General features: G+C 64.8%; 23 protein-coding genes. 13 read left to right on the top strand and 10 right to left on the bottom strand.

Annotated elements, in window-relative coordinates; all coding sequences use genetic code 11:
- Positions 1–140: 140 nt before the first annotated feature.
- Positions 141–3245: a DEAD/DEAH box helicase gene (locus N2603_RS22740; RefSeq protein WP_260424236.1), complete on the bottom strand. Its 3105-nt coding sequence runs from the start codon at positions 3243–3245 to the stop codon at positions 141–143.
- A 644-nt stretch (positions 3246–3889) separates the two neighbouring features.
- Between N2603_RS22740 and N2603_RS22745 the strand changes: the two genes are divergently transcribed.
- Both N2603_RS22745 and N2603_RS22750 read left to right on the top strand, forming a co-directional pair.
- Positions 3890–4129, top strand: coding sequence for a hypothetical protein (locus tag N2603_RS22745; RefSeq protein WP_026311855.1), 240 nt, complete (start codon positions 3890–3892; stop codon positions 4127–4129).
- Between the two features lie 156 nt (positions 4130–4285).
- Positions 4286–4570: a hypothetical protein gene (locus N2603_RS22750; protein WP_018642118.1), complete on the top strand. Its 285-nt coding sequence runs from the start codon at positions 4286–4288 to the stop codon at positions 4568–4570.
- On the opposite strand, the gene N2603_RS22755 is transcribed toward N2603_RS22750, so the two are convergent.
- Positions 4567–4959, bottom strand: coding sequence for an NUDIX hydrolase (locus N2603_RS22755; RefSeq protein WP_018642119.1), 393 nt, complete (start codon positions 4957–4959; stop codon positions 4567–4569). The two genes, N2603_RS22750 and N2603_RS22755, sit on opposite strands and share 4 nt — an antisense overlap.
- Before the next feature lie 92 nt (positions 4960–5051).
- A complete protein-coding gene (locus N2603_RS22760) occupies positions 5052–6143 on the bottom strand; it encodes an AI-2E family transporter (protein ID WP_260424112.1) in 1092 nt (363 codons plus the stop codon).
- Between the two features lie 155 nt (positions 6144–6298).
- Between N2603_RS22760 and N2603_RS22765 the strand changes: the two genes are divergently transcribed.
- The 3 genes from N2603_RS22765 (at position 6299) to N2603_RS22775 (ending at position 9014) form a co-directional block, all read left to right on the top strand.
- Positions 6299–6520 (top strand): hypothetical protein, encoded by a 222-nt coding sequence (locus tag N2603_RS22765; RefSeq protein WP_260424113.1) that lies wholly within the window; start codon positions 6299–6301, stop codon positions 6518–6520.
- Between the two features lie 122 nt (positions 6521–6642).
- Positions 6643–6870: a hypothetical protein gene (locus tag N2603_RS22770; RefSeq protein WP_260424114.1), complete on the top strand. Its 228-nt coding sequence runs from the start codon at positions 6643–6645 to the stop codon at positions 6868–6870.
- 95 nt (positions 6871–6965) lie between these two features.
- On the top strand, positions 6966–9014 hold the full coding sequence (locus N2603_RS22775) for an acetoacetate--CoA ligase (protein ID WP_260424115.1): 2049 nt from the start codon (positions 6966–6968) through the stop codon (positions 9012–9014).
- 6 nt (positions 9015–9020) lie between these two features.
- Here the strand turns inward: N2603_RS22775 and N2603_RS22780 are convergent, their stop codons facing one another.
- The gene (locus N2603_RS22780; protein WP_260424116.1) at positions 9021–9233 is read right to left on the bottom strand and encodes a hypothetical protein; all 213 of its coding nucleotides are present in this window, start codon (positions 9231–9233) and stop codon (positions 9021–9023) included.
- A gap of 199 nt (positions 9234–9432) precedes the next feature.
- On the opposite strand from N2603_RS22780, the gene N2603_RS22785 reads away from it, so the two are divergent.
- Positions 9433–9732 (top strand): hypothetical protein, encoded by a 300-nt coding sequence (locus tag N2603_RS22785; protein WP_018642123.1) that lies wholly within the window; start codon positions 9433–9435, stop codon positions 9730–9732.
- On the opposite strand, the gene N2603_RS22790 is transcribed toward N2603_RS22785, so the two are convergent.
- The 3 genes from N2603_RS22790 to N2603_RS22800 all read right to left on the bottom strand — a co-directional run bounded on the left by N2603_RS22790 (position 9729) and on the right by N2603_RS22800 (position 11138).
- Positions 9729–10136 carry a hypothetical protein gene (locus N2603_RS22790; RefSeq protein WP_018642124.1) on the bottom strand — a complete coding sequence of 136 codons (408 nt, stop codon included), beginning with the start codon at positions 10134–10136 and terminating at the stop codon, positions 9729–9731. The genes N2603_RS22785 and N2603_RS22790 overlap by 4 nt on opposite strands.
- A 163-nt stretch (positions 10137–10299) precedes the next feature.
- Entirely contained in the window at positions 10300–10518 is a 219-nt protein-coding gene (locus N2603_RS22795; protein WP_026311856.1) for a hypothetical protein, read from the bottom strand.
- Positions 10519–10853: 335 nt separating this feature from the next.
- Positions 10854–11138, bottom strand: a complete 285-nt coding sequence (locus N2603_RS22800) for a hypothetical protein (RefSeq protein WP_018642125.1) — start codon at positions 11136–11138, stop codon at positions 10854–10856.
- A gap of 190 nt (positions 11139–11328) precedes the next feature.
- Between N2603_RS22800 and N2603_RS22805 the strand changes: the two genes are divergently transcribed.
- From N2603_RS22805 to N2603_RS22815, 3 genes are all read left to right on the top strand, one after another.
- Positions 11329–11916, top strand: a complete 588-nt coding sequence (locus N2603_RS22805) for a formyltransferase family protein (RefSeq protein ID WP_260424117.1) — start codon at positions 11329–11331, stop codon at positions 11914–11916.
- A gap of 183 nt (positions 11917–12099) precedes the next feature.
- The gene (locus tag N2603_RS22810; RefSeq protein WP_080648034.1) at positions 12100–12450 is read left to right on the top strand and encodes a hypothetical protein; all 351 of its coding nucleotides are present in this window, start codon (positions 12100–12102) and stop codon (positions 12448–12450) included.
- Entirely contained in the window at positions 12395–12940 is a 546-nt protein-coding gene (locus N2603_RS22815; protein ID WP_260424118.1) for a hypothetical protein, read from the top strand. The genes N2603_RS22810 and N2603_RS22815 overlap by 56 nt, the downstream gene beginning before the upstream one ends.
- Positions 12941–12990: 50 nt before the next feature.
- Here the strand turns inward: N2603_RS22815 and N2603_RS22820 are convergent, their stop codons facing one another.
- Positions 12991–13389: a RidA family protein gene (locus N2603_RS22820; RefSeq protein ID WP_260424119.1), complete on the bottom strand. Its 399-nt coding sequence runs from the start codon at positions 13387–13389 to the stop codon at positions 12991–12993.
- A gap of 151 nt (positions 13390–13540) precedes the next feature.
- On the opposite strand from N2603_RS22820, the gene N2603_RS22825 reads away from it, so the two are divergent.
- Together N2603_RS22825 and N2603_RS22830 are read left to right on the top strand one after the other, a co-directional pair.
- A complete protein-coding gene (locus N2603_RS22825) occupies positions 13541–14413 on the top strand; it encodes a DMT family transporter (protein WP_018642130.1) in 873 nt (290 codons plus the stop codon).
- A gap of 201 nt (positions 14414–14614) precedes the next feature.
- Complete coding sequence (locus N2603_RS22830) at positions 14615–16054, top strand: caspase family protein (RefSeq protein WP_260424120.1); 1440 nt, start codon at positions 14615–14617, stop codon at positions 16052–16054.
- A 174-nt stretch (positions 16055–16228) separates the two neighbouring features.
- On the opposite strand, the gene N2603_RS22835 is transcribed toward N2603_RS22830, so the two are convergent.
- Both N2603_RS22835 and cysK read right to left on the bottom strand, forming a co-directional pair.
- Complete coding sequence (locus N2603_RS22835) at positions 16229–16468, bottom strand: BrnA antitoxin family protein (protein ID WP_260424121.1); 240 nt, start codon at positions 16466–16468, stop codon at positions 16229–16231.
- 3 nt (positions 16469–16471) lie between these two features.
- Positions 16472–17449: a cysteine synthase A gene (cysK, locus tag N2603_RS22840; protein WP_260424122.1), complete on the bottom strand. Its 978-nt coding sequence runs from the start codon at positions 17447–17449 to the stop codon at positions 16472–16474.
- 283 nt (positions 17450–17732) lie between these two features.
- On the opposite strand from cysK, the gene N2603_RS22845 reads away from it, so the two are divergent.
- Complete coding sequence (locus N2603_RS22845; RefSeq protein ID WP_260424123.1) at positions 17733–18839, top strand: acyltransferase family protein; 1107 nt, start codon at positions 17733–17735, stop codon at positions 18837–18839.
- Positions 18840–19045: 206 nt separating this feature from the next.
- Complete coding sequence (locus N2603_RS22850; RefSeq protein ID WP_018642135.1) at positions 19046–19264, top strand: hypothetical protein; 219 nt, start codon at positions 19046–19048, stop codon at positions 19262–19264.
- The last annotated feature ends 4 nt before the right edge of the window (positions 19265–19268 follow it).

The following is a 19268-nucleotide window of genomic DNA, read 5'->3' on the forward strand; positions in this document are numbered from 1 at the left end:
TCGAACGATGCGACGCGATGGAGAGCAGTTCAACCTGATCATCGGCCCGCGCCGGCCCTTGCGCCGGCTGCAGAACACATTGTGCCAACAGCACTTGGCTACTGTGCATGGGGTTGTTTTCAAATTTTTAGGGGGCCGCCCTACCCCTCGTCCAGCGCCTCGAACAACTCTTCCACCCGCTCGAACGGCGCATCGCGCATCGGGCTGTGATAGACGACGCGGTCGCCGTCGCGCTGGAGGGACTTTCCTCTCGACTTCCGCAACCGTCCGGGCAGGAACGTCGCGGCCACCGCGCCGGGGCCGACGTCGAGGCGGATGATGCCGCGGCGCTTGCACTCGATCCTGAGTTTCGCTGCGACGAAGAAGTCGCGGGCGATCTTCGGCAAAGGTCCGAAGCGGCGGGAGGTTTCCTCCTCGAGGTCCTCGAGATCGTCCTCGTTGCTGCATCGTGCGGCCCGCGCGTAGAGCTCGAGCCGCACGGGCTCGGACTGCACATAGGTCTCGGGGAGCATGTCCCCGACCGGCAGGTTGAGGTCGGGCACCCACACCGCGGCGCGCTCCTCGTCGAGCTTCTCCGAGGCCATTTTCAGGAGGTGGCTGTAGAGCACGGGCCCGAACACCTGAACATGGCCGGACTGCTGCTCCGAGAACAGATCGCCCGCGCCTCGCAGATCCAGGTCGCGCTCGCTGATGGCAAAGCCGGCGCCCGGCCGGCTGAACTCCTCGAGCACCGCGAGCCGCTTCTCGGACTGCCCGGACTCCGTCTCGGTCAAGAGATGGGCGAAGGCGCGGATGCCGCCGCGCCCGACCCGTCCGCGCAGCTGGTGCAGCTGGGCGAGGCCGAACTTTTCGGGCCAGCACACAACGATGGTGTTGGCACGGGGAATGTCGAGGCCGCTCTCGACGATGTTGGTCGCGAGCAGGACGTCGGCCCTGCCCTCGACGAAGCTCATCATGCGGTCGTCGATCTCGTCCGCCGCCAGCCTGCCGTGCAGGCACACGATGCGAAGGTCGCCCGCCACCGCCTGCACCCGGGCCAGCATAGGGTCGAGATCCTGGATGCGCGGACAGATCAGGAAGCTCTGCCCGTGGCGGCGCTGCTCGCGCAGCAGCGCGGAGGCGATGGCGGCATCCGACAGCGGCGCGATCCTGGTCGCGACCGGAAGCCGGTGCACCGGCGGCGAGGCGATCACGCTGAGATCGCGGAAGCCGGCAAGGCCCGCGGCGAGCGTCCGCGGGATCGGCGTCGCGCTCATCATCAGCACATGGACATTTTTGGCGAGGCCGGCGAGCTTTGCCTTCTCGGCCGCGCCAAAATGCTGCTCCTCGTCGATGATGACGAGGCCGAGATCGTCGAACTTCACGTCCTTGGCGGTGAGCGCTTGCGTGCCGACCACGACCTTGATCCGGCCACTGCGCAGGCCCTCCCTGGTCTCGCGCAGCTCCGCGCCGGACGTGGCCCGCGACAAATTCCCGACCTCGATGCCGAACGGCGCAAAGCGTTTCTGGAAGGTTGCGACATGCTGCCGGGCCAGCACCGTCGTCGGCACCGCGATCGCCACCTGCTTGCCGGACAGCACCACAGCGGCCGCCGCGCGCAGCGCCACCTCGGTCTTGCCGAAGCCGACGTCGCCGCAGACCACCCGGTCCATGGGGTGGCCGGAGGCAAGATCATCCAGCACGTCGTGGATCGCCTTGGCCTGGTCGGTCGTGGTGAAATAGGGAAACCGCGCGACGAACTTCTCGTAGGCCGATCCCGGCGGCACCAGCTTGTCCGCGCGCCGCCGGCGGCGCTGGCTGATGTGCTTGGCTAGCACCTTGCCGGCGATCTGGATCTCGCGCTCCGCCTCGCTGCGCCGTGCCCACCATGTGCTGCCGTCCGCCTTGTCGAGCGCGAGCTTGCCGAGCTCGGCGGCGTAAGGCCACATGAGCGCCAGATCGGTCGGCGGCACCAGAACCGCGTTGTCGCCCGCGAGCTTCAGGCGGATCATTTCGCGCATTGCGCCACCGCCGGTGTTGACGGTCTGCAGGCCGTCGAGCACGGCAAGGCCGCGCTGGAGATGAACCACCACCGTGCCCTGCTCCGGCACGTCGGCATGGTCGAAGGCCGCGCTCCAGGCGCGCGCCATCGGCTGCGCATGATGCGCCCGGCTGCCGAGCACGTCGGACGCCGTCACGACGACGAGAGGCTTTCGCCCCGGCACGACGAAGCCCGCGTCGAGATCGGCCAGAAGCGCCGCCTCGCCGCTTCCCCCGCGCGCGGCCTCGTCCCAATCCTCGCAGCGCTGCGCCTTGACGCCGCTCATCCGCTCCATCACGCGCAGATCGTCCGCTTGCGCGGCGACGAGGATCAGCCGCGAACCGGACCGCCGCGTCTCCTCGACGAAGGCGCGCAGCGCTTTCCTTGCGGATGTCAGCTTCGAGAATTCGGGCACGGCCTGGAACGATGCGGTCCGCGGCAGCACTTTCATGCCCCTGGAGAGCTGCTTCCAGTCGCGGCGTCCGAGATATTCGCGCTCCCGCTCCGGGCGCGGCGCGGCGTCCTCGATCGTATCGAGCCAGCCATCGGCATGCGCAGGGACCCCTGCATCGGCGATCCATTTGGCGCGTCCGCAATAGTCGAACAGGCTCGCGCGCTTGCCGCCCTTGCCAGCAAAGCCAAGCCGCTCCGACATCGGATCGACCACGAGCTCCTTCGTCTCGAAGATGATGTCGTGCTCTTTCGGATCGAACGCCACGATCCGGTCGATCGCGCGATCAGAATGCTCGATCCGGAACGGACCGAGCGCGCCTGCGGGAAATATCTCGAAGGTCTGTCCATGAAACAGCGCGCCGCCCGGATAGTCCGGCTCGTCGTCGAGATCGTATCCGAGGGACTCGAGGCGGCTCTCGAGCTCCCGCTCCGAAAACGCGCCGCCCACCTTCAGGCTGACGCTGAGGCGCAACAGGCTCGCCGGCGGTGGCAGGCGCTCCATCACCGCCTCCGCGGTCGAGACGAGAAACAGTGGCTTCCTGGATCTTGCGAGGCGCCGCAGCACGGAGGCCCTGCGCCCCGCAAGCTCGTGCGAAGGCTCGAGCTGATCGAACGGCAAGGTGTTCAGCCGCGGAAACACCAGCACCTCGCAGGACGGATCGAGCGCGTGAATGACGCTGCCGAGCCGCTCCGCCCTGCTCTCGTTCTCGGCGAGAAACACGATGCCGCTGGGTCCGGACTGCTTCCATTGCGCGAGCAGATGAAGCGCCATCGAACCGAGGGGCGACGACGACGAGATCGTGGCGCGCTGCGCCCCCTCGCTCTTCCTTGGCGACGCCTTGGTCTTGAGCGACGCCTTGGTCTTCAGCGATGTCTTGGCTTTGAGCGATGTCCTGGTCCTGGGCGATATGCTGGTCTTTGGCGATGCCTTCTTTAGCGATGCCTTGGCCGCCCGCGCCTTCTTTGCAAGCCTCACGTGAATCCGTTTCTGGTCGTAAACCGCCGCAACTGAACGCGCGCCGCCCGCGTTTCGATTCGGCGACGCGCCGCCATGCATATGGGATTTGCCCGGCGAACGCACGCCTCGCGGCAACGTTCCGTGCATCGACAGAGGGGAACCGGGTCCCGTCCGAACCTTACAACGCAGCGTGGGATCGTGTCTCACTTGAACAAAGGCTAATGCGATCGAGGACCGCATCGCCAGCACGAAAAACCCCGGCGCTTGGACGCCGGGGCGTTTCGTTGAAAATGATTTGGTCAGGCAATGACACTTTCATAGCAGCGAACTGGTCGAGCGCTTGTGAACTGGTTCACACGCCCTGTCAGCGCAGCTGCGGCGGAACGGGGTACCGCGGGACTCCGGTTTGAGCGTCAGCACGCCGCGCGCTAGGATGCCTTTTTTTTATGGAGGCTTATTTGAGACCATTCATTTTCATCGCCGCCATCGTGCTGCTTGCAACCCCGCCCGCCCGCTCGCAGGCGCTGGTCGATCCCAGCAAGGTCGCCCCCGAATTCCGCGAAGCCGCCGAGAAGCGCCGTGCCGAGCAGATCCGGCAGCGCGAATGCGCGCTCAAGGCGGATCTCGAGAAGGTGCTGCCTAGAGATCGCACCGCTTTTCTCAATCATTGTCTGGAGACCATGGCGGCCAAGCAATAGCTTCGCGCGCGCGTGACGCGAGCATCGCCGACATGCTCGCGCCCGCTGCATCGGCTTGCGGCAAGCTGGCGGTTAATTCGCAAAAGGGTTTCAGGCTTTCTTCAGACATTTGCGATCAGCTGATGGTCCATTTCCATCAGTCATTGTCGGTCGCGCATGAGTTTCGTCCAGATTCAGTGCACGCGCTGCAAGGTCATGTTCCGCGATCGCGCCATGCGGTTGCAGGACGGCTATTCCCGGCAATGTCCGAGTTGCGAGGTGGTGCTGTTCTTCGCCGAGGATTCCATGCACCCCTTCGTCAAGCGCGCGATGCGCAATGCGCGCAAGGTCCGCAAGGAGCAGCGCGAGGCCGAGGCTGTGAGGCGCGCCGCGCCGGAGCCGCGCCTGGCGCGGTCGAGGTCGTTCGCCGGCCGGACGCAATCGGCGGAGCGAGAGGACTAGGTGCGCCGCCGCTTCCTCGGAAACAGGCGGTCACGGATGTAGCGCGATGTCGGCGTCAGGCGGATGCCGCGCGGCTTCTGCCAGGCGGCGCGGTCGATCTCCTTCTTGTCGCCGATCGCCAGCCTGCCCTTGGCACCCTTGGCGATGAAAATCGCATCGCTCATCTTGCGGCCGGAGCGCTTGTTCCTGGCCTTCACTTCCTTCCAGAGGCTGACCCTGCCGAGCTTCAGCTTGGGCAGCTCCTCCTTGATCTCCCGCCGCAGGCAATCCTTATCTGACTCGCGCGCGCGCTTGCGGCCGCCCGGGAACATCCACAGGCCGTCCGACCGACGTCTGACCAACAATACCTTGCCGCGCTTTGCGGCAACCAGCTTGGAAGACTTTGCCATTGCTGTCGCAATCGAGAATAGAATCGTCCCGATCGTAACTTGTCTAGTTGGATAGACAAGTTCGGGCCGCGTCTTGATCACAGGCTGCGATATCAGCCTTCGCCGGCGCCCGCCCCTGCGTCCGCCCGGTCCTCCGTCCTGATCCAGGCCATCATCATCTCCCAGGCCACCGACAGGATGATCGGCCCGATGAACAGGCCGACGATGCCATGGGCGAGCGTGCCGCCGATCACGCCGACGAAGATCACGATGGTCGGCGTGCTCAGGCCGCGCCCCATCACCAGCGGCTTCAGCATGGTGTCGATGAAGCCGACCAGGACCAGAAAGACCGTCAGCACCAGCGCCGTGGTGACGTCCTTGGCGGTCCAGATCCAGATGATGACAGGCAGCAGCACGAGGAAGGCGCCGATCTGCACGATCGAGAGCAGCAGCACGATGAAGGCGAGCAGGCCCGCGCTCGGCACGGCAGCGAGCTTGAAGCCGATGCCGGCCAGCAGCGCCTGTACGATCGCGACGCCGATCACGCCCTGCGCCACGGCGCGGATGGTCGCACCCGCGAGCCCCAGGAAATGCTCGCTCTGCTCGGGCACGATGCGGAACAAAAAGCTGCGGCCGGCCGCGACCAGCCGCGGCCCATGCGGGAACAGGAAGCCCGCCACGAACACCGAGACCAGAAACTGGAGCGTCCCGACGCCGGCATCGCCCGCGAGCGACAGCAGCGGCCCCGCCAGCGGCTGAAGATACGGGGCCACCTCGCGCAGCACTGCGCGGATGTTGGTGTAGGCCTGGTCCCAGAGCTCATAGAGCCAGGGGCCGACCAGCGGCCACGATTTGAGCTGCTCCGGCGCCGACTGCAGCGCGAGGTCGCCGGTACCAAGCTGGTGCGCCAGCTCGCGCACGCCGTCCACCGCGCTGATGCCGAGCCAGGTCGCGGGGCCAATGACGATGCCGAGCGTGATGAGGGTGAGGATCGCCGCCGCGGTCTTGGGGCGTCCGCCGAGGATCTTGGCGACCCAGCTGAAGGCCGGATAGAACGCAACCGCAAGCACGCCGCTCCAGGCCAGGATCGGCACGAACGGACGGATGATCAGGAAGGTCCAGATGATCAGGAGGGCGAGCAGGCCGAGCCGGATCACGAGCTGGATGATGTCCTCTCCCGTGAGGAGCTGACGGAGGCTTTTCACGGGCACGACCTTCCTTGCGGCATCGACGCGGGTTCCGGCACTTGCACGGGCCGTTATTGCCAGCCCCGGGGCGGGCGTCAAGACGACCGCCATTCGCTTCGGACCCGCCGACCGCCGGATTAGGAACGCATCGGCCGAAAAAGCATTCCGAGACAATGCCGCACCGCCCCCGAGCGCCCGATCAGCATGCGGGAATTCACCGCGGCATCCGCTTTTCGGTCAAGCGAAACGGGGCTCCCGGCTATTGGCACTATGCATACGCGATCGATGACAAGGTCCGCACCGGCCGGGTGCAAGGCAGGCTGCCGCTGCTCGCCATCCGGCGCGTGCAGATGTGCATCGACCGGGACATGCGGCCGGGCCGGACCGAGGGCTGATCCTGCCGTAACGCCGGCGCGGCTTGGCTAACGGCGATTAACCGGATTTCCCCTGACAGGTTTACGCCGATGCAAACGCCCGCTTCTACCCTGCATCGAGGTCCCAAGAAACAGCGCGTGCAATGGCCAACAGCATCTGGACGATCGAAGAATTCACCTGCACCGGTTGCAGCATGAACTACACCGCGACAAGGGAGGAGCATGCTGAGGAGCATGTCGGCCACTTCAGGTGCAACATCTGCAGCAGTGTGGTGCACAGCTGGTCCGGCAAGCATCACTTCTTCGGCTGGCAGGCGGTGAAGACGAAGCCGCCGGTGTTCGGACGCCGCTGGGCGGGCGTGGAGTGGTAGGCTGAAGGCAGCCATTGCGGTCGGCACGAACGATGGCTTCTGCTCGTCTGCGGTGCGAGCTACACTTCCCTCCCCGCAATCGAAACCGACACGCGATGACCGCTCCTTTCATTTCGCAGATCGCCCTCTACCGCAACTGGCTCGCCGAACAGCGCGGCCTGTCCTTCGCGAGCTACGAGGACATGCGGCAGTGGTCGGTGCGCGACCTCGACGGCTTCTGGCGCAGCATCTGGGATTACTACGATCTGCAATCGCCGACGCCGTTTGCGGCCGTCATCACCGAGCGCAAGATGCCGGGCGCGGTCTGGTTTCCGGGTGCGCAGGTCAACTATGCCCGGCAGGTGTTCCGGCATGTCGAGGCGGCCGATGCCGCCGGCCTGCCCGCGATCGTCAGCAGCGGCGAGGACGGCAAGCTCAAGGAAACCAGCTGGCCGGAGCTGCGGCGCAAGGCCGCGGCGCTCGCGCTGGATCTGAAGGAGAAAGGCGTCAAGCCAGGCGACCGTGTTGCGGCCTATCTGCCCAACATCCCCGAGACCATCATCGGCTTTCTCGCCAGCGCCTGCATCGGCGCGGTCTGGAGTGTCTGCGCGCCCGACATGGCCGCGCCCGCCGTGATCGACCGCTTTAAGCAGATCGAGCCGAAAGTGCTGATCGCCTGCGACGCCGTCACTTATGCCGGCCGGCGCCACGACCGGCATGATGTGCTGGCCGAGCTCCGAGGATTGCTCCCCACCGTCGAGCACGTCATCCTGCACAGCGAGGCCCACGCGCCCGCCGCGCCGGACGCTCTGCTCGCCGATATCCTGGCAAGGACGGGCGCCGCGATCGACGCCTTCGAGCCGATGTGGCTGCCGTTCGATCACCCGCTCTGGATCGTCTATTCCAGCGGCACCACCGGCCTGCCGAAACCGATCGTGCACGGCCATGGCGGCATCGTCATCGTGGTGCTGGCGCTGCTCGGCCTGCACAACGACGTCGGCTGCTCCTATCACCCAAACTCGTTCGGCGAGCGCTACCACTGGTACTCTTCGACCGGCTGGATCATGTGGAACAGCCAGGTCGGCGGCCTGCTCGGCGGCACCACCTCCTGCATCTTCGACGGCAGCCCCGGCGGCACCCGGGACAAGCCGGACTGGACCACGCTGTGGCGCTTCGTGGCGCAGTCGAAAGCGAGCTTTTTCGGCGCCGGCGCGGCGTTCTTTGCCAACTGCGCCAAGGCCGAGATCGATCTGACCGCTGCCGGCGATCTGTCGCGGCTGCGCTGCCTCGGCTCGACCGGCTCGCCGCTCAGCGCCGACACGCAAGCCTGGTTCAACGCGCGCTTCGCAGCGCTCTCGAAGACCAACGGCAGCAAGGCGCAGGCCGACATCTGGTGGGCGAACATCTCCGGCGGCACTGATTTCGCCGGCGCCTTCATTGGCGGCAACCGCGAGCTGCCGCAAACGCCGGGCGCGATGCAGTGCCGCCTGCTGGGCGCGGCCGTCGAAGCCTTCAGCGAACAGGGCCGCGCTGTGATCGACGAGGTTGGCGAGCTCGTCTGCACCGAACCGATGCCCTCGATGCCGCTCTATTTCTGGAACGACAAGGGCGGCGCGCGCTATCGCGCCAGCTATTTCGAAACCTATCCTGACAATTTCGACGGCAGCGGCCGCGGGCCGGTGTGGCGGCACGGCGACTGGCTCAAGATCAATCCCGACGGCTCCTGCGTCATCTACGGACGCAGCGACGCCACCATCAACCGCCACGGCCTGCGCATGGGCACGAGCGAGCTCTATTCCGCGATCGAGGCGCTGCCGGAGGTGCTCGATTCCCTCGTCGTCGACCTCGAATATCTCGGCCGCGACAGCTACATGCCGCTCTTCGTGGTGCTGCGCGAAGGTGTCGCACTCGACGGCGCGATGCAGGCCAAGATCAACAAGGCGATCGAGGCCGGCCTGTCACGCCGCTTCCTGCCGAATGAAATCTTCGCAGTCGCCGAGATCCCGCGCACGCTGTCCGGCAAGAAGCAGGAGCTGCCGATCAAGAAGCTGTTGCTCGGCCAGCCGGTCGAGAAGGTCATCAACAAGGAGGCGATGGCCAACCCCGCCTGCCTCGACTGGTACCTCGCCTTCGCCCGCGACTATCTGGCGCGGACCGCGGCGTAGTGTCGATCAGCCTCCGCCGAAATTGGAGGGATCGAGATTCCTGTTCTCCGACGGCGGGATCGGCGGCCACCCGGGAAATTTGTACCAGCCGGGCGGCACCGGCGCGTCCTCGGCCGGACGGGCGACAACGGGGTGGTGCGGGCGGGCGCGGTGCGCCGGCGCGGCGGCGGCAGCCGCGCATGCCGACATCAAGAGGATCACAATCGGGATAAACCGCATCGCATGGGCTCCAAACGTCCACCCAGGCTGACATGTGGTGCGGGAACCATGCTTGGCCCACGCATACGCGCCGTCACGACCGGTCACAACGGCGGCACCGCGACAGGCGGACGATCAGCCCAATTGCGCCGGTGCCGTTTGGACTCCGTTCACCGATCGCCGCTAGATCGGGACGGATCCTCTGCGCTGAACACCTGACATGGCCGACCTCAACGCCATCCTTGCCCGTCTCAACGACCGCCTGCTCCGCCTCGAGGGCGAGCTGTTCGTGCTGCGCTCGCTGGCGCGCGCGACTCTGACCGCAGGCGACGATCATGCCGAGCGCATGCGCAAGCTGGTTGAAGCCGCCAAGGTCGCGCTCGACGACGAGGCGCAGCGGCCCCTGGACAAGCCCACGCGGAAATATGTCGAGGCCGCGAGTGCCATGGTCGAGGAGCTGCTGGTCGAGCCGACCAAGGCCCGACCGTTGTTCACGGTGATCGACGGTGGGAAGTCCTAACGCCCGTACAAGCCGGGGGCGTGTGCGCGGTTCGGAAAGCAATTGCCGTTCGAGTAATTGTAGTCGTAGCCTTCGGGGCAAAGTCCGCCGCGGCGCCCATACTCGGGTTGCCCGTACATGCCGGGCGCCCGCGCACGGTTCGGATAGCAATTGCCGTTCGAATAATTGTAGTCGTACCCTTGCGGGCAGAGTTCGCGTCGGTACGTCGGCTGGGGAGCCGTGTAGTAGCCGGGCGCATGATAGTTGTTCGGATAGCAACGGCCGTTCGAGTGGTTGAAATCATACCCCTCCGGGCATTGCCCACCTGGACCACCGCGGAACTGAACCTGCTCCACAATGGGCGCCGGCGATGCCGCAGGCGCGCTTGCAAACGCAATCAGGCCGGCCAACGCAAGCTCGATCATAACGTCTCCTCCAAATTACCGGGACAGGCCTAGCAGGATTCGTGTCCCACGGAATGACCTGCCGATAGAGACATGGCCGGGCTGAACCGTGCATGAACCGGAAGCGACCAGCGACGATGCGCAGCACCTCGGTCCGGGCAAGAGTTCACCTCGCTGAGCCGCGCTACGCTGCCGGGGAATTCGCCGCCTTCAGCCGACTGAGACCCGCCTCGATGATCGCGATCTCCTCGTCGATCTGGCCGATCGGCAGGCTGAAATCATAGCCGGACCTGCTCTTCAGATCGACCGCGAGCCGCTGCCTGTGCATCATCAGCTGGTCGAGCCCGCGACGGTTCTTCAGACGCACATAGGCGTCCACGATCTGCTCAATCGCGCTCGGCATGAAATCGGTCCCGGCGAAAAGGCCCGCACGGCGCACCCACGCCGGCGGGACATTTTCGGTGTCGCGGTACGCAATACAAATCCGCGACGGATTCGTCGATACGACAAGCTGGTTGAGAACGTATTACCGTCAGATGATTTCGTGACGCACGGCATGAAAAAGCCGCTGGCATTTGCGCCAGCGGCTACAGCCGGGTTTGAAAATGGATCCGGATTGAAATGTCGCCAGCCCCGGTTGGATATGTTCTAGCGGCAGACGGGGATCGCTTCAGTTCGGAATGAAACACAGGAACCGCATGACGCCATTTGCCGTCCGACCGTGGCCGCCCGGCAACGCTAATCCGTCACGCAGAAATATGTCCGCAGCGGTTTGCGATAGGCGCTGTAACGGTAGTACGGCCGATAGGCATAGCCGCGATAGATCGCCGGCGGCTCCTCGCCGTAATAGGCGCCGTGGTAGAAATTGTAGGGCAGCCCTTCAGCACAGCGATAGGCATCCCAGGTCGGGCCGATAAACGGCGCCACCCCGATCTCGGGCGGCACTGCCGGGTACGGCCCGCCGGCGTGGGCTGGAGCGGCCGCAAGCAGTGTCGCGAGAAGAAAAAACCACGCGCTTCGCATGCACTCGCTCCTGATAGGCTGCAATACGCCTATGGAAGCACCGGAACGATCGGCCGCGCAATCGCGGAAATCAGCACGTCCCGCGCCCGGTGCATTGTTGATAACCGCTGCAAACGGCCCGCGGGTGGTGACACGGCGCCCGGACGTGTTATCGGGGGTATGACGCAGTTGCGAAACGGATCGGACCCCCATGCGAATTACCCTCGTCGGCTCCCGCCATTTCGGTGTGACCACTCTCAACATGCTCCGGGAGCACAGCGTCTCGATCGCACGGGTCGTCGTGGCCGACGCCGAGGATCGCCTGGCCACAGCGGCCAAGGCCGCCGGCATCGAGGTCGTGGTCCAGGCCAATCCGAAGCTGGTGGTGGCCTCCGAGATCGCTCCTGACACCGATTTGATCATCACCGCACATAGCCATGCCCGGATCGGCAAGGACGCGCTCGCCGCCGCCACGTACGGCGGGATCGGCTACCACCCGTCGCTGCTGCCGCGTCACCGTGGCAAGGCCGCTGTGGAATGGACCATCAAGGAGGGCGATCCGATCGCCGGCGGCTCCATCTATCATCTCGCCGACCGCATGGATGCCGGCGCCATCGCCGCCCAGGACTGGTGCTTCGTCAAGAAGGGCGAGACCGCCCGCGAGCTCTGGGAGCGTGCGCTCGCGCCGCTCGGGCTCAAATTGCTGGCCGACGTGATCGATTATATCAAGGTTCACAAGGCACTGCCGTCCAAGGTCCAGGACGAGCAGTTCGCGACGTCCGCGCCGAGTCTGTCTTGAGTCTCTGCTGACGTTTACCCTTAACGTGAGGGGGCCTTGATTCTGCTTCGAAAATTGGAGTCGAGAACGCAAATAAACCATTGTTTCCACAGGAACAATTTTCGATTTGGCGTCGCAACAAATTTCCGTCACATTTCGTCCGAATAAGCGTCAGCATATCAGACAAATTCAAGGACGGAATTCATGCGTTTTGCTCGCATCGCGGCGTTCTGTGCCGCTTCAGTTTTCACCGGCACCCTCGCCGCTCCCGCCTTCGCCCAGAGCCCCTATGACGGCAACTGGCAGGTCACCATCGTGACCAAGAGCGGCTCGTGCGAGCCGACCGCGAGCTCGATGCTGACGGTTGCCGACGGCAAGATCACCGCGCCCGGCGCTAACGTTTCCGGCACCATCGGCAGTGGGGGACTTGTGAAAGTTTCGATCAATGGTGCATATGCCAACGGTCAACTCAACGGCAACGCCGGATCGGGGAAGTGGAATGGAGCATCTGCAGGCATACCGTGCAGCGGGCGGTGGGAAGCATCGCGCCAATAGACCAATCGAGGCTCGTGCCCGGAACCGGCGGCTGCTGATTGCGGCCGCCGTTTTGTTTGCGGCGGGGTTTGCCAGCTCTGAAGGCAAGGCCCAGTCCGGCCCCTTCGCCCCGCTGGCGGGCAGCTGGAGCGGCGGCGGCACAGTTACGCTGGATGACGGCTCGACCGAGCGGATCCGCTGCCGGGCCAAATACGCCCCGATCGGACCGACCATGGAGATGTCGCTGACCTGTGCCAGCGACGCCTACAAGTTCAACCTCGGCGCCAACGTGAGGGCCGAGGGCGGCGCCATCGCCGGCAGCTGGTCCGAGGCGAGCCGCAACATCTCCGGATCGCTCCAGGGCCGTGGCGCTGGCGGCAATTACGATCTGGTCGCCTCGACCGCCGGCTTCAACGCCAACATCTCGCTGAAGACATCGGGCAACAAGCAGAGCGTCTCGATGCGCGCGGACAGCCAGTTCCGCGGCGCCAACATCTCGCTGTCGAAGTAAGCCACCAGCCGACACGACGATCGATCCGGCGGCCTCGCCGGGTCGATTTTTTATGTGCCCGGGACGAACGCCGTGACCTCTATTTCGACCTTGGCCCGCTCGTCCACGAGGCCGCCGATATAGAGAAGCGTTGAGGGCGGGAAATTACGCCCGAGCGTCTCCTTCCAGACCGCACCGATACCGGCACCTGCGGCCTCGTATTCGCTGCGGCTGGTCAGGTACCAGGTCAGGCGGACGATGTGCTCGGGACCCGCGCCGGCCTCGCCCAACAGCTTGATGATCCGCTGCAGCGCTACGCCGACCTGCGCCGCCATGTCAGGCGCGTAATTGCCCACCTCGTCGCCGCCGGTCTGGCCGGCGAGCACCACCCACCGGCCCGGCCCCTCGACCACGACGCCATGGGAAAAGCCGCGCGGTTTTTTCCATTCGGCCGGCTGCAAGATACGCATGAGCGAGATCTCCCGATTTTCTCGTTGTTCGCTGATGCCTTAACACGCCGGCCTGCATCGCTGCATCCGCAGATTTGGCCGTTGCAAACGGCGGCGATGTCGCCGATACCGGCCGTCCCTTCGGATTCCACCCCTTCCCGCGTCCGCCGCAATGAGCACGACACCGTCCAAAACGATGGCCGCACTGTGGATGGCCGGCTGGCTGTCGCTGATGCTGATCATGGCGGTGGCCGGGCGCGAGACCACACGCGAGCTCAACGTTTTCGAGATCATGGAGATCCGGTCGCTGGCGGGCTTCGTCCTGCTGGCGCCGATCATCTATCGCGCCGGCGGCTTCAAGGTGCTCAGGACATCGCGCCTGCAACACCACGTCGCGCGCAACCTCGTGCACTATGTCGCCCAGCTCGGCTGGTTCTTTGCGCTGACGCTGATCCCGATCGGGCAGGTCGTGGCGATCGAGTTCACCATGCCGATCTGGACCGCGATCCTCGCGGCGAGCTTCCTCTCCGAGCGCATGACACCGTGGAAGATCGCCGCCATCGTGCTCGGCCTCGTCGGAGTGATCGTCATCGTGCGGCCGGCCACCGGCGAGATCAATCCGGGCCAACTCATCGCGCTCGGGGCCGCCATGGGATTTGGCGTGTCGATGGCGCTGGTCAAATCTCTGACCCGCACCGAAAGCGCGCTGTCGATCCTGTTCTGGATGCTGGTGGTGCAGTCGGTCGCGGGCTTCGTGCCGACGCTGCTGGTCTGGACCTGGCCGTCGGCCTACGCCTGGGCCTGGGTCGGCGTGATCGCCGTCTGCGGCACGTTCTCGCACTACTGCCTCGCCAGCGCGATGCGTTATGCAGATGCGACGATCGTGGTTCCCATGGACTTCCTCCGGGTTCCGCTGACCGCAACCGCAGGTTGGTTGCTGTATTCGGAGCGGCTCGACGCCTGGACCGTCCTCGGCGCGGCGCTGATCCTGTGCGGCAATCTCCTGAACTTGAAGCCGGCGCCGGTTCCCGCTCGCGCGCAGTGAACCTCGCGCCGCCTCGTGCGACAAAACCAAGTGGCCGTGTGATTTGGATCACGTTGGAGAGCCCCTCCATCGTGCACATTCGGCCACACAGCAGCGGGTTGAACGCGACGTACCGCCGTTTTGGTGGCGCGAAGTCGGGCACTTCGTGTAGGTTCGCCGCCAATTTGTTGCTGCCTGCAATTCGATTCTGGGGATTTCAGAATGCGCTATCTCACCCTGCTCGCCTCGCTCATGTGCGTGGCACTGTCGGTCAGTGCCGCGAAGGCGGACCGTCGCGTCGCCTTCGTCGTCGGCAACGGCTCCTACAAGAACGTCGCACAATTGCCGAACCCGCCGATCGACGCCAAGACGATGGCGGCGACGCTGCGCAATGTCGGCTTCGAGGTGATCGAGGGCTCCAATCTCTCCCGCGACCAGATGACGGAGAAGCTGCTCGACTTCGGTCGCAAGGCGCAGGGCTCCGATATCGCGCTGTTCTATTATGCCGGCCACGGCATCGCCGTCGGCGGCACCAACTACCTGCTGCCGGTCGATGCCGACATCAAGACGGAGATGGACGTCAAGCTGGGCGCCGCCATCAACATCGACCTGACGCTCGAACAGACCATGGGCGATGCCAAGGTCAAGCTCGTCTTCCTCGATGCCTGCCGCGACAATCCGTTCGCCGCCAAGATCAAGTCGAACTCGGCGACCCGCAGCGTCAACGTGCAGAGCGGTCTTGCCGAGATGAAGTCCGGCGAAGGCACGCTGATCGCGTTCGCGACCGGCCCGGGCCAGACCGCGCTCGACGGCCAGGAGGGCAATAACAGCCCGTTCACCCGCGCGCTGATCGACAACATCACCAAGCCCGGCGTCGAGATCCAGCAGGCGATGACGTCGGTCCGTGCCCAGGTCAATGAAGAGACCCACAAGGGCCAGCTGCCCTGGGGCCACACCAACCTGATCGGCGCCGTATATCTCAACCAGGCTCCGACCACGCAGGTTGCCAACGCGGCGCCGACCGCTTCTGGCATCTTGCCGACGGCGAATGGAAGCTCGGACGGTGTCGAGCTCGAATACTGGCGCTCGGTGAAGGAGAGCAACAAGCCGGAAGAGCTCAACGCCTACCTTTCCGCCTATCCCAACGGTCAGTTCAAGGCGCTGGCGCTGGCACGTCTCGCGGCTATCAAGAGCGGCCCCTCGACCGCGACCCGCACGCTCAACTCCGGCGTCGATCCCGCAGCCTTTACCGATGAGGCCTCTCAGCTCACCGAGGACCAGATCGGCCTCGACAAGAACCAGCGCCGCGACGTGCAGCGTCGCCTCACCGGGCTCGGCTTCGACACCAAGCAGACCGGCGTCTTCAGCGACGAGACCCGCGTGGTGCTCAAGCGCTGGCAGGCTGCGCGCGGCTATCCTTCGTCAGGCTACCTCAACAAACCCCAGCACAAGGCCCTGCTCTCCGAGGTCGTGGCCGCACCGCCGACCGCAAGCGACAGCAGCCAGAAGGCGGCCCGACGTGCCAGCGCCCCCGCAGCCAGCAGCGCGCCGGCGCCGGCACCGGCACCTCAACAGCGCAGCAGCAGCCCCGGCGATGCCGCCGGTGCGGCCTTCGTCGGCGGTGTCGTCGGCGGCATGATGGGCGGCATGTTCCGCCGTTGAGGCAGGACGGCAGGTTCAAAAACAAAAGCCCGGCTCGCGCCGGGCTTTTTCGTTGGTGCGGACAGTGTCGCAGCAAACTCCGTCATTGCGAGGAGCCCTTGCGACGAAGCAATCCAGGCTGTCCCCGTGGAAAGATTTTGGATTGCTTCGCTACGCTCGCAATGACGAGCTCCCTTATTTCCCCGCCGCCTTTCGCAGCGCTTCGTTGATGCGGTCCTGCCAGCCGGGGCCGCCCGCCTGGAAGAACTCCAGCACGTCCTGGTCGATGCGCAGCGTGACCTGCTCCTTGATGCCAGGAACGGCGCTCTGCTTCGGCGGCGCTGCCGCGACCTTGGCCGTCACCTTCTTGAACGCCGCCTCAGCCTCGCTCCTGGCATCGCCAAGCGTGCGCGGCCGTCTCGGTTGATCCGCCATGTCCTAGATTCCCTCGAACAGAGCTGTCGAAAGATACCGCTCCGAGAACGACGGCACGATGGCCAGAATGGTCTTTCCCGCAGCTTCCGGCCGCTTGCCAATCTGGAGCGCGGCGGCGATCGCCGCGCCCGAGGAGATGCCGCCCGGAATGCCCTCATGCCGCGCCAGCGCGCGCGAGGTGTCGATCGCGGTGGTCGAGTTGATCTTCACGATCTCGTCGATCACCGAGCGGTCGAGGATGTCAGGCACGAAGCCTGCGCCGATGCCCTGGATCTTGTGCGGCGTATGCTGGCCGCCTGACAACACCGGGCTCTCCTCCGGCTCGACGGCGATCACCCGCAGCGACGGCTTGCGCGGCTTCAGCACCTGGCCGACGCCGGTGATGGTGCCGCCGGTGCCGACGCCTGCGACGAAAAAGTCGATGTTGCCGGCCGTGTCGTTCCAGATCTCCTCGGCCGTGGTGCGGCGGTGGACTTCGGGATTGGCCAGATTCTTGAACTGCTGCGGCATCACCGAGTTCGGCGTCGTCTTCAGAAGCTCCTCGGCGGCGGCGATCGCGCCCTTCATGCCTTGCGCAGCCGGGGTCAGCACCAGCTCGGCGCCGAGAAAGGCCAACATTTTGCGCCGCTCGATCGACATGGATTCCGGCATCACCAGCTTGAGCCGGTAACCGCGCGAAGCCGCCACGAAGGCGAGCGCAATGCCGGTATTGCCGGAGGTCGGCTCGATCAGCACGGTGTCGGGCTTGATGATGCCGGCCTTCTCCATCGCGATGATCATGGCCGCACCGATACGGTCCTTCACGCTCGCGGCGGGATTGAAATATTCAAGTTTTGCCAAAATCGTCGCGTTCACCCCGTGCTGGCCCGGCAGGCGTCGCAAGCGCACGCAAGGCGTGTCGCCAAAAGCCTCGACGATTGAATCGTAGATCCGGCCGCGGCCGGGTTGGTGCGCTGCACTCGTTTTGGACGATGCGTCCATCAGGAACTCCCTTTGGCGACAAATTGGACCGCTGTCGCAGCTGTTCCGCAGTTACAGACAGCTTGTGGCGACACGCAAGCGGCAATCCCGTGACCCGGCCGGCCGCCATTTGCAGGAGGCCCGACTTTACCGCCCTGCCCGTTGCCGTTGTCAATCTGTTCACGATTGCCATGGTGAAGTGCCGGACCAGCGTCCAGCCTTCCGATCATCGCTTGTGCCTTAGCCAAATACCCTCCCGACAGCCGACGTCCGTTGCAGGCGGCGGGAGCGCAGAGAACGCCTGATGCATCAACGGCTCGCCTTCATCGATACCCTGCGCGGCATCGCCGTCTTGTCGGTGGTCGTTCAACACGCGCTCGAGGTGATCGTGCGGGAACACCCGACCGGCGCGTACCATTCGATCTTCCACGACGCGATCGGCTATTACATGAATTTCGGCCGGTTCGGTGTCGCGCTGTTCTTCTTCGTCAGCGGCTTCGTCATTCCCTTCAGCTTTCCCGCCAGCGCGTCTCCCGTGAACGACTTCGCGGTCAGTCGCTTCTTCCGCCTCTATCCGGCCTACTGGACCTCGATCGCGATCGGGCTCGTCACGATGCAGGCGGTGGAGTTGAGGACCTATCCCCTGTCGCAGATCGTCGCCAACATCACGATGCTCCAGAGCTTCCTAGAGGTCCGTCACCTCTGGGACTTCTACTGGACGCTGACGATCGAGCTGCTGTTCTACGTCGCCTGCACCATCCTCTTCGCGGCAGGTCTGCTGACCCGACGCCTCACCGCCGTCGCGATCGTCGTTGCGACCGCGCTGGCCGGGGCAGCGGTCGCCGTCCTGGTGGAGGACCGGGCAGCCTGGGTGATGATGGAGATCGGACTGAACCTTTCGGCGATGTTCCTCGGCAAGATCATTCGCGACACTGTCGTCGGCGGAACGCTACGATGGCGGCATGTCGCCGTCTGCACGGCGCTCTACGCAGTCTTCGCGATCACGCTGGCCGGCAGGCGCTATGGCGGGGCGTATGAGGACAATTTCTTCTACAGCTATTCGATCGCGGCGGCCCATGTCAGCGCTGCCGTCGTTTTCATTGTGTTTGCCGCATTCGGCGAGCGGATGGCCTGGCGTCCGCTCGCGTTCGTCGGCCTCATCAGCTACTCGGTCTACCTGATGTCGCCGTTCGCAATGGTCTGGGTTCATCATTACGCGTGGCCTGGCGACGGGCCGCTGGCATGGCTCGTCTTCGTCGCCGAGGTCGTGATGTCTTCGATCCTTGTCAGCTGGATGACATATTCCCTCGTCGAAAAACCCTGGATTTCGTTCGCACGCAGGCTCCGCTCGGGCCACAGCAAGCCGGTCGTGCTCGAGCCTGCTCTTGGCCGGCAGGGTGCGGCGCAGTAATCGAGCATCATGGCGACGTGAAGCAGCGCCGCGAATTATCGCAATGCACGCGAATTGTTTGCGCTGCGATACCCGGGCTGCGAAACAAGCCAGCAGTCACGTCGTGGTGACGGCAATTTTATAAAAGCCAGCGCGTTTGTGTTGCGACCTCGTCAAGTACTTCTGCTTATGTTAGACTTACGTCTCAAAGCAGGGAGGTCACCACGATGTCAGCAGTTGCTGAAGTGATGTCGACCGTCGCGCTGAACCGCGATCCGCGTTGCAGCGAGTTGCCCACCTGTCCCGTCTGTGCCGACTCCATGGTCGCCGCCGAAGCATCCGCCTACGTCTCGGACCACATGATCAGCTATCTCTGGACCTGCGACAATTGCGGCTACGGTTTCGTGACCAAGCATGCCGTCAAGCAGCGGATCGTCTGCAATTGACGTT

Source organism: Bradyrhizobium huanghuaihaiense (genome assembly GCF_025200885.1).
Taxonomy (GTDB): domain Bacteria; phylum Pseudomonadota; class Alphaproteobacteria; order Rhizobiales; family Xanthobacteraceae; genus Bradyrhizobium; species Bradyrhizobium huanghuaihaiense.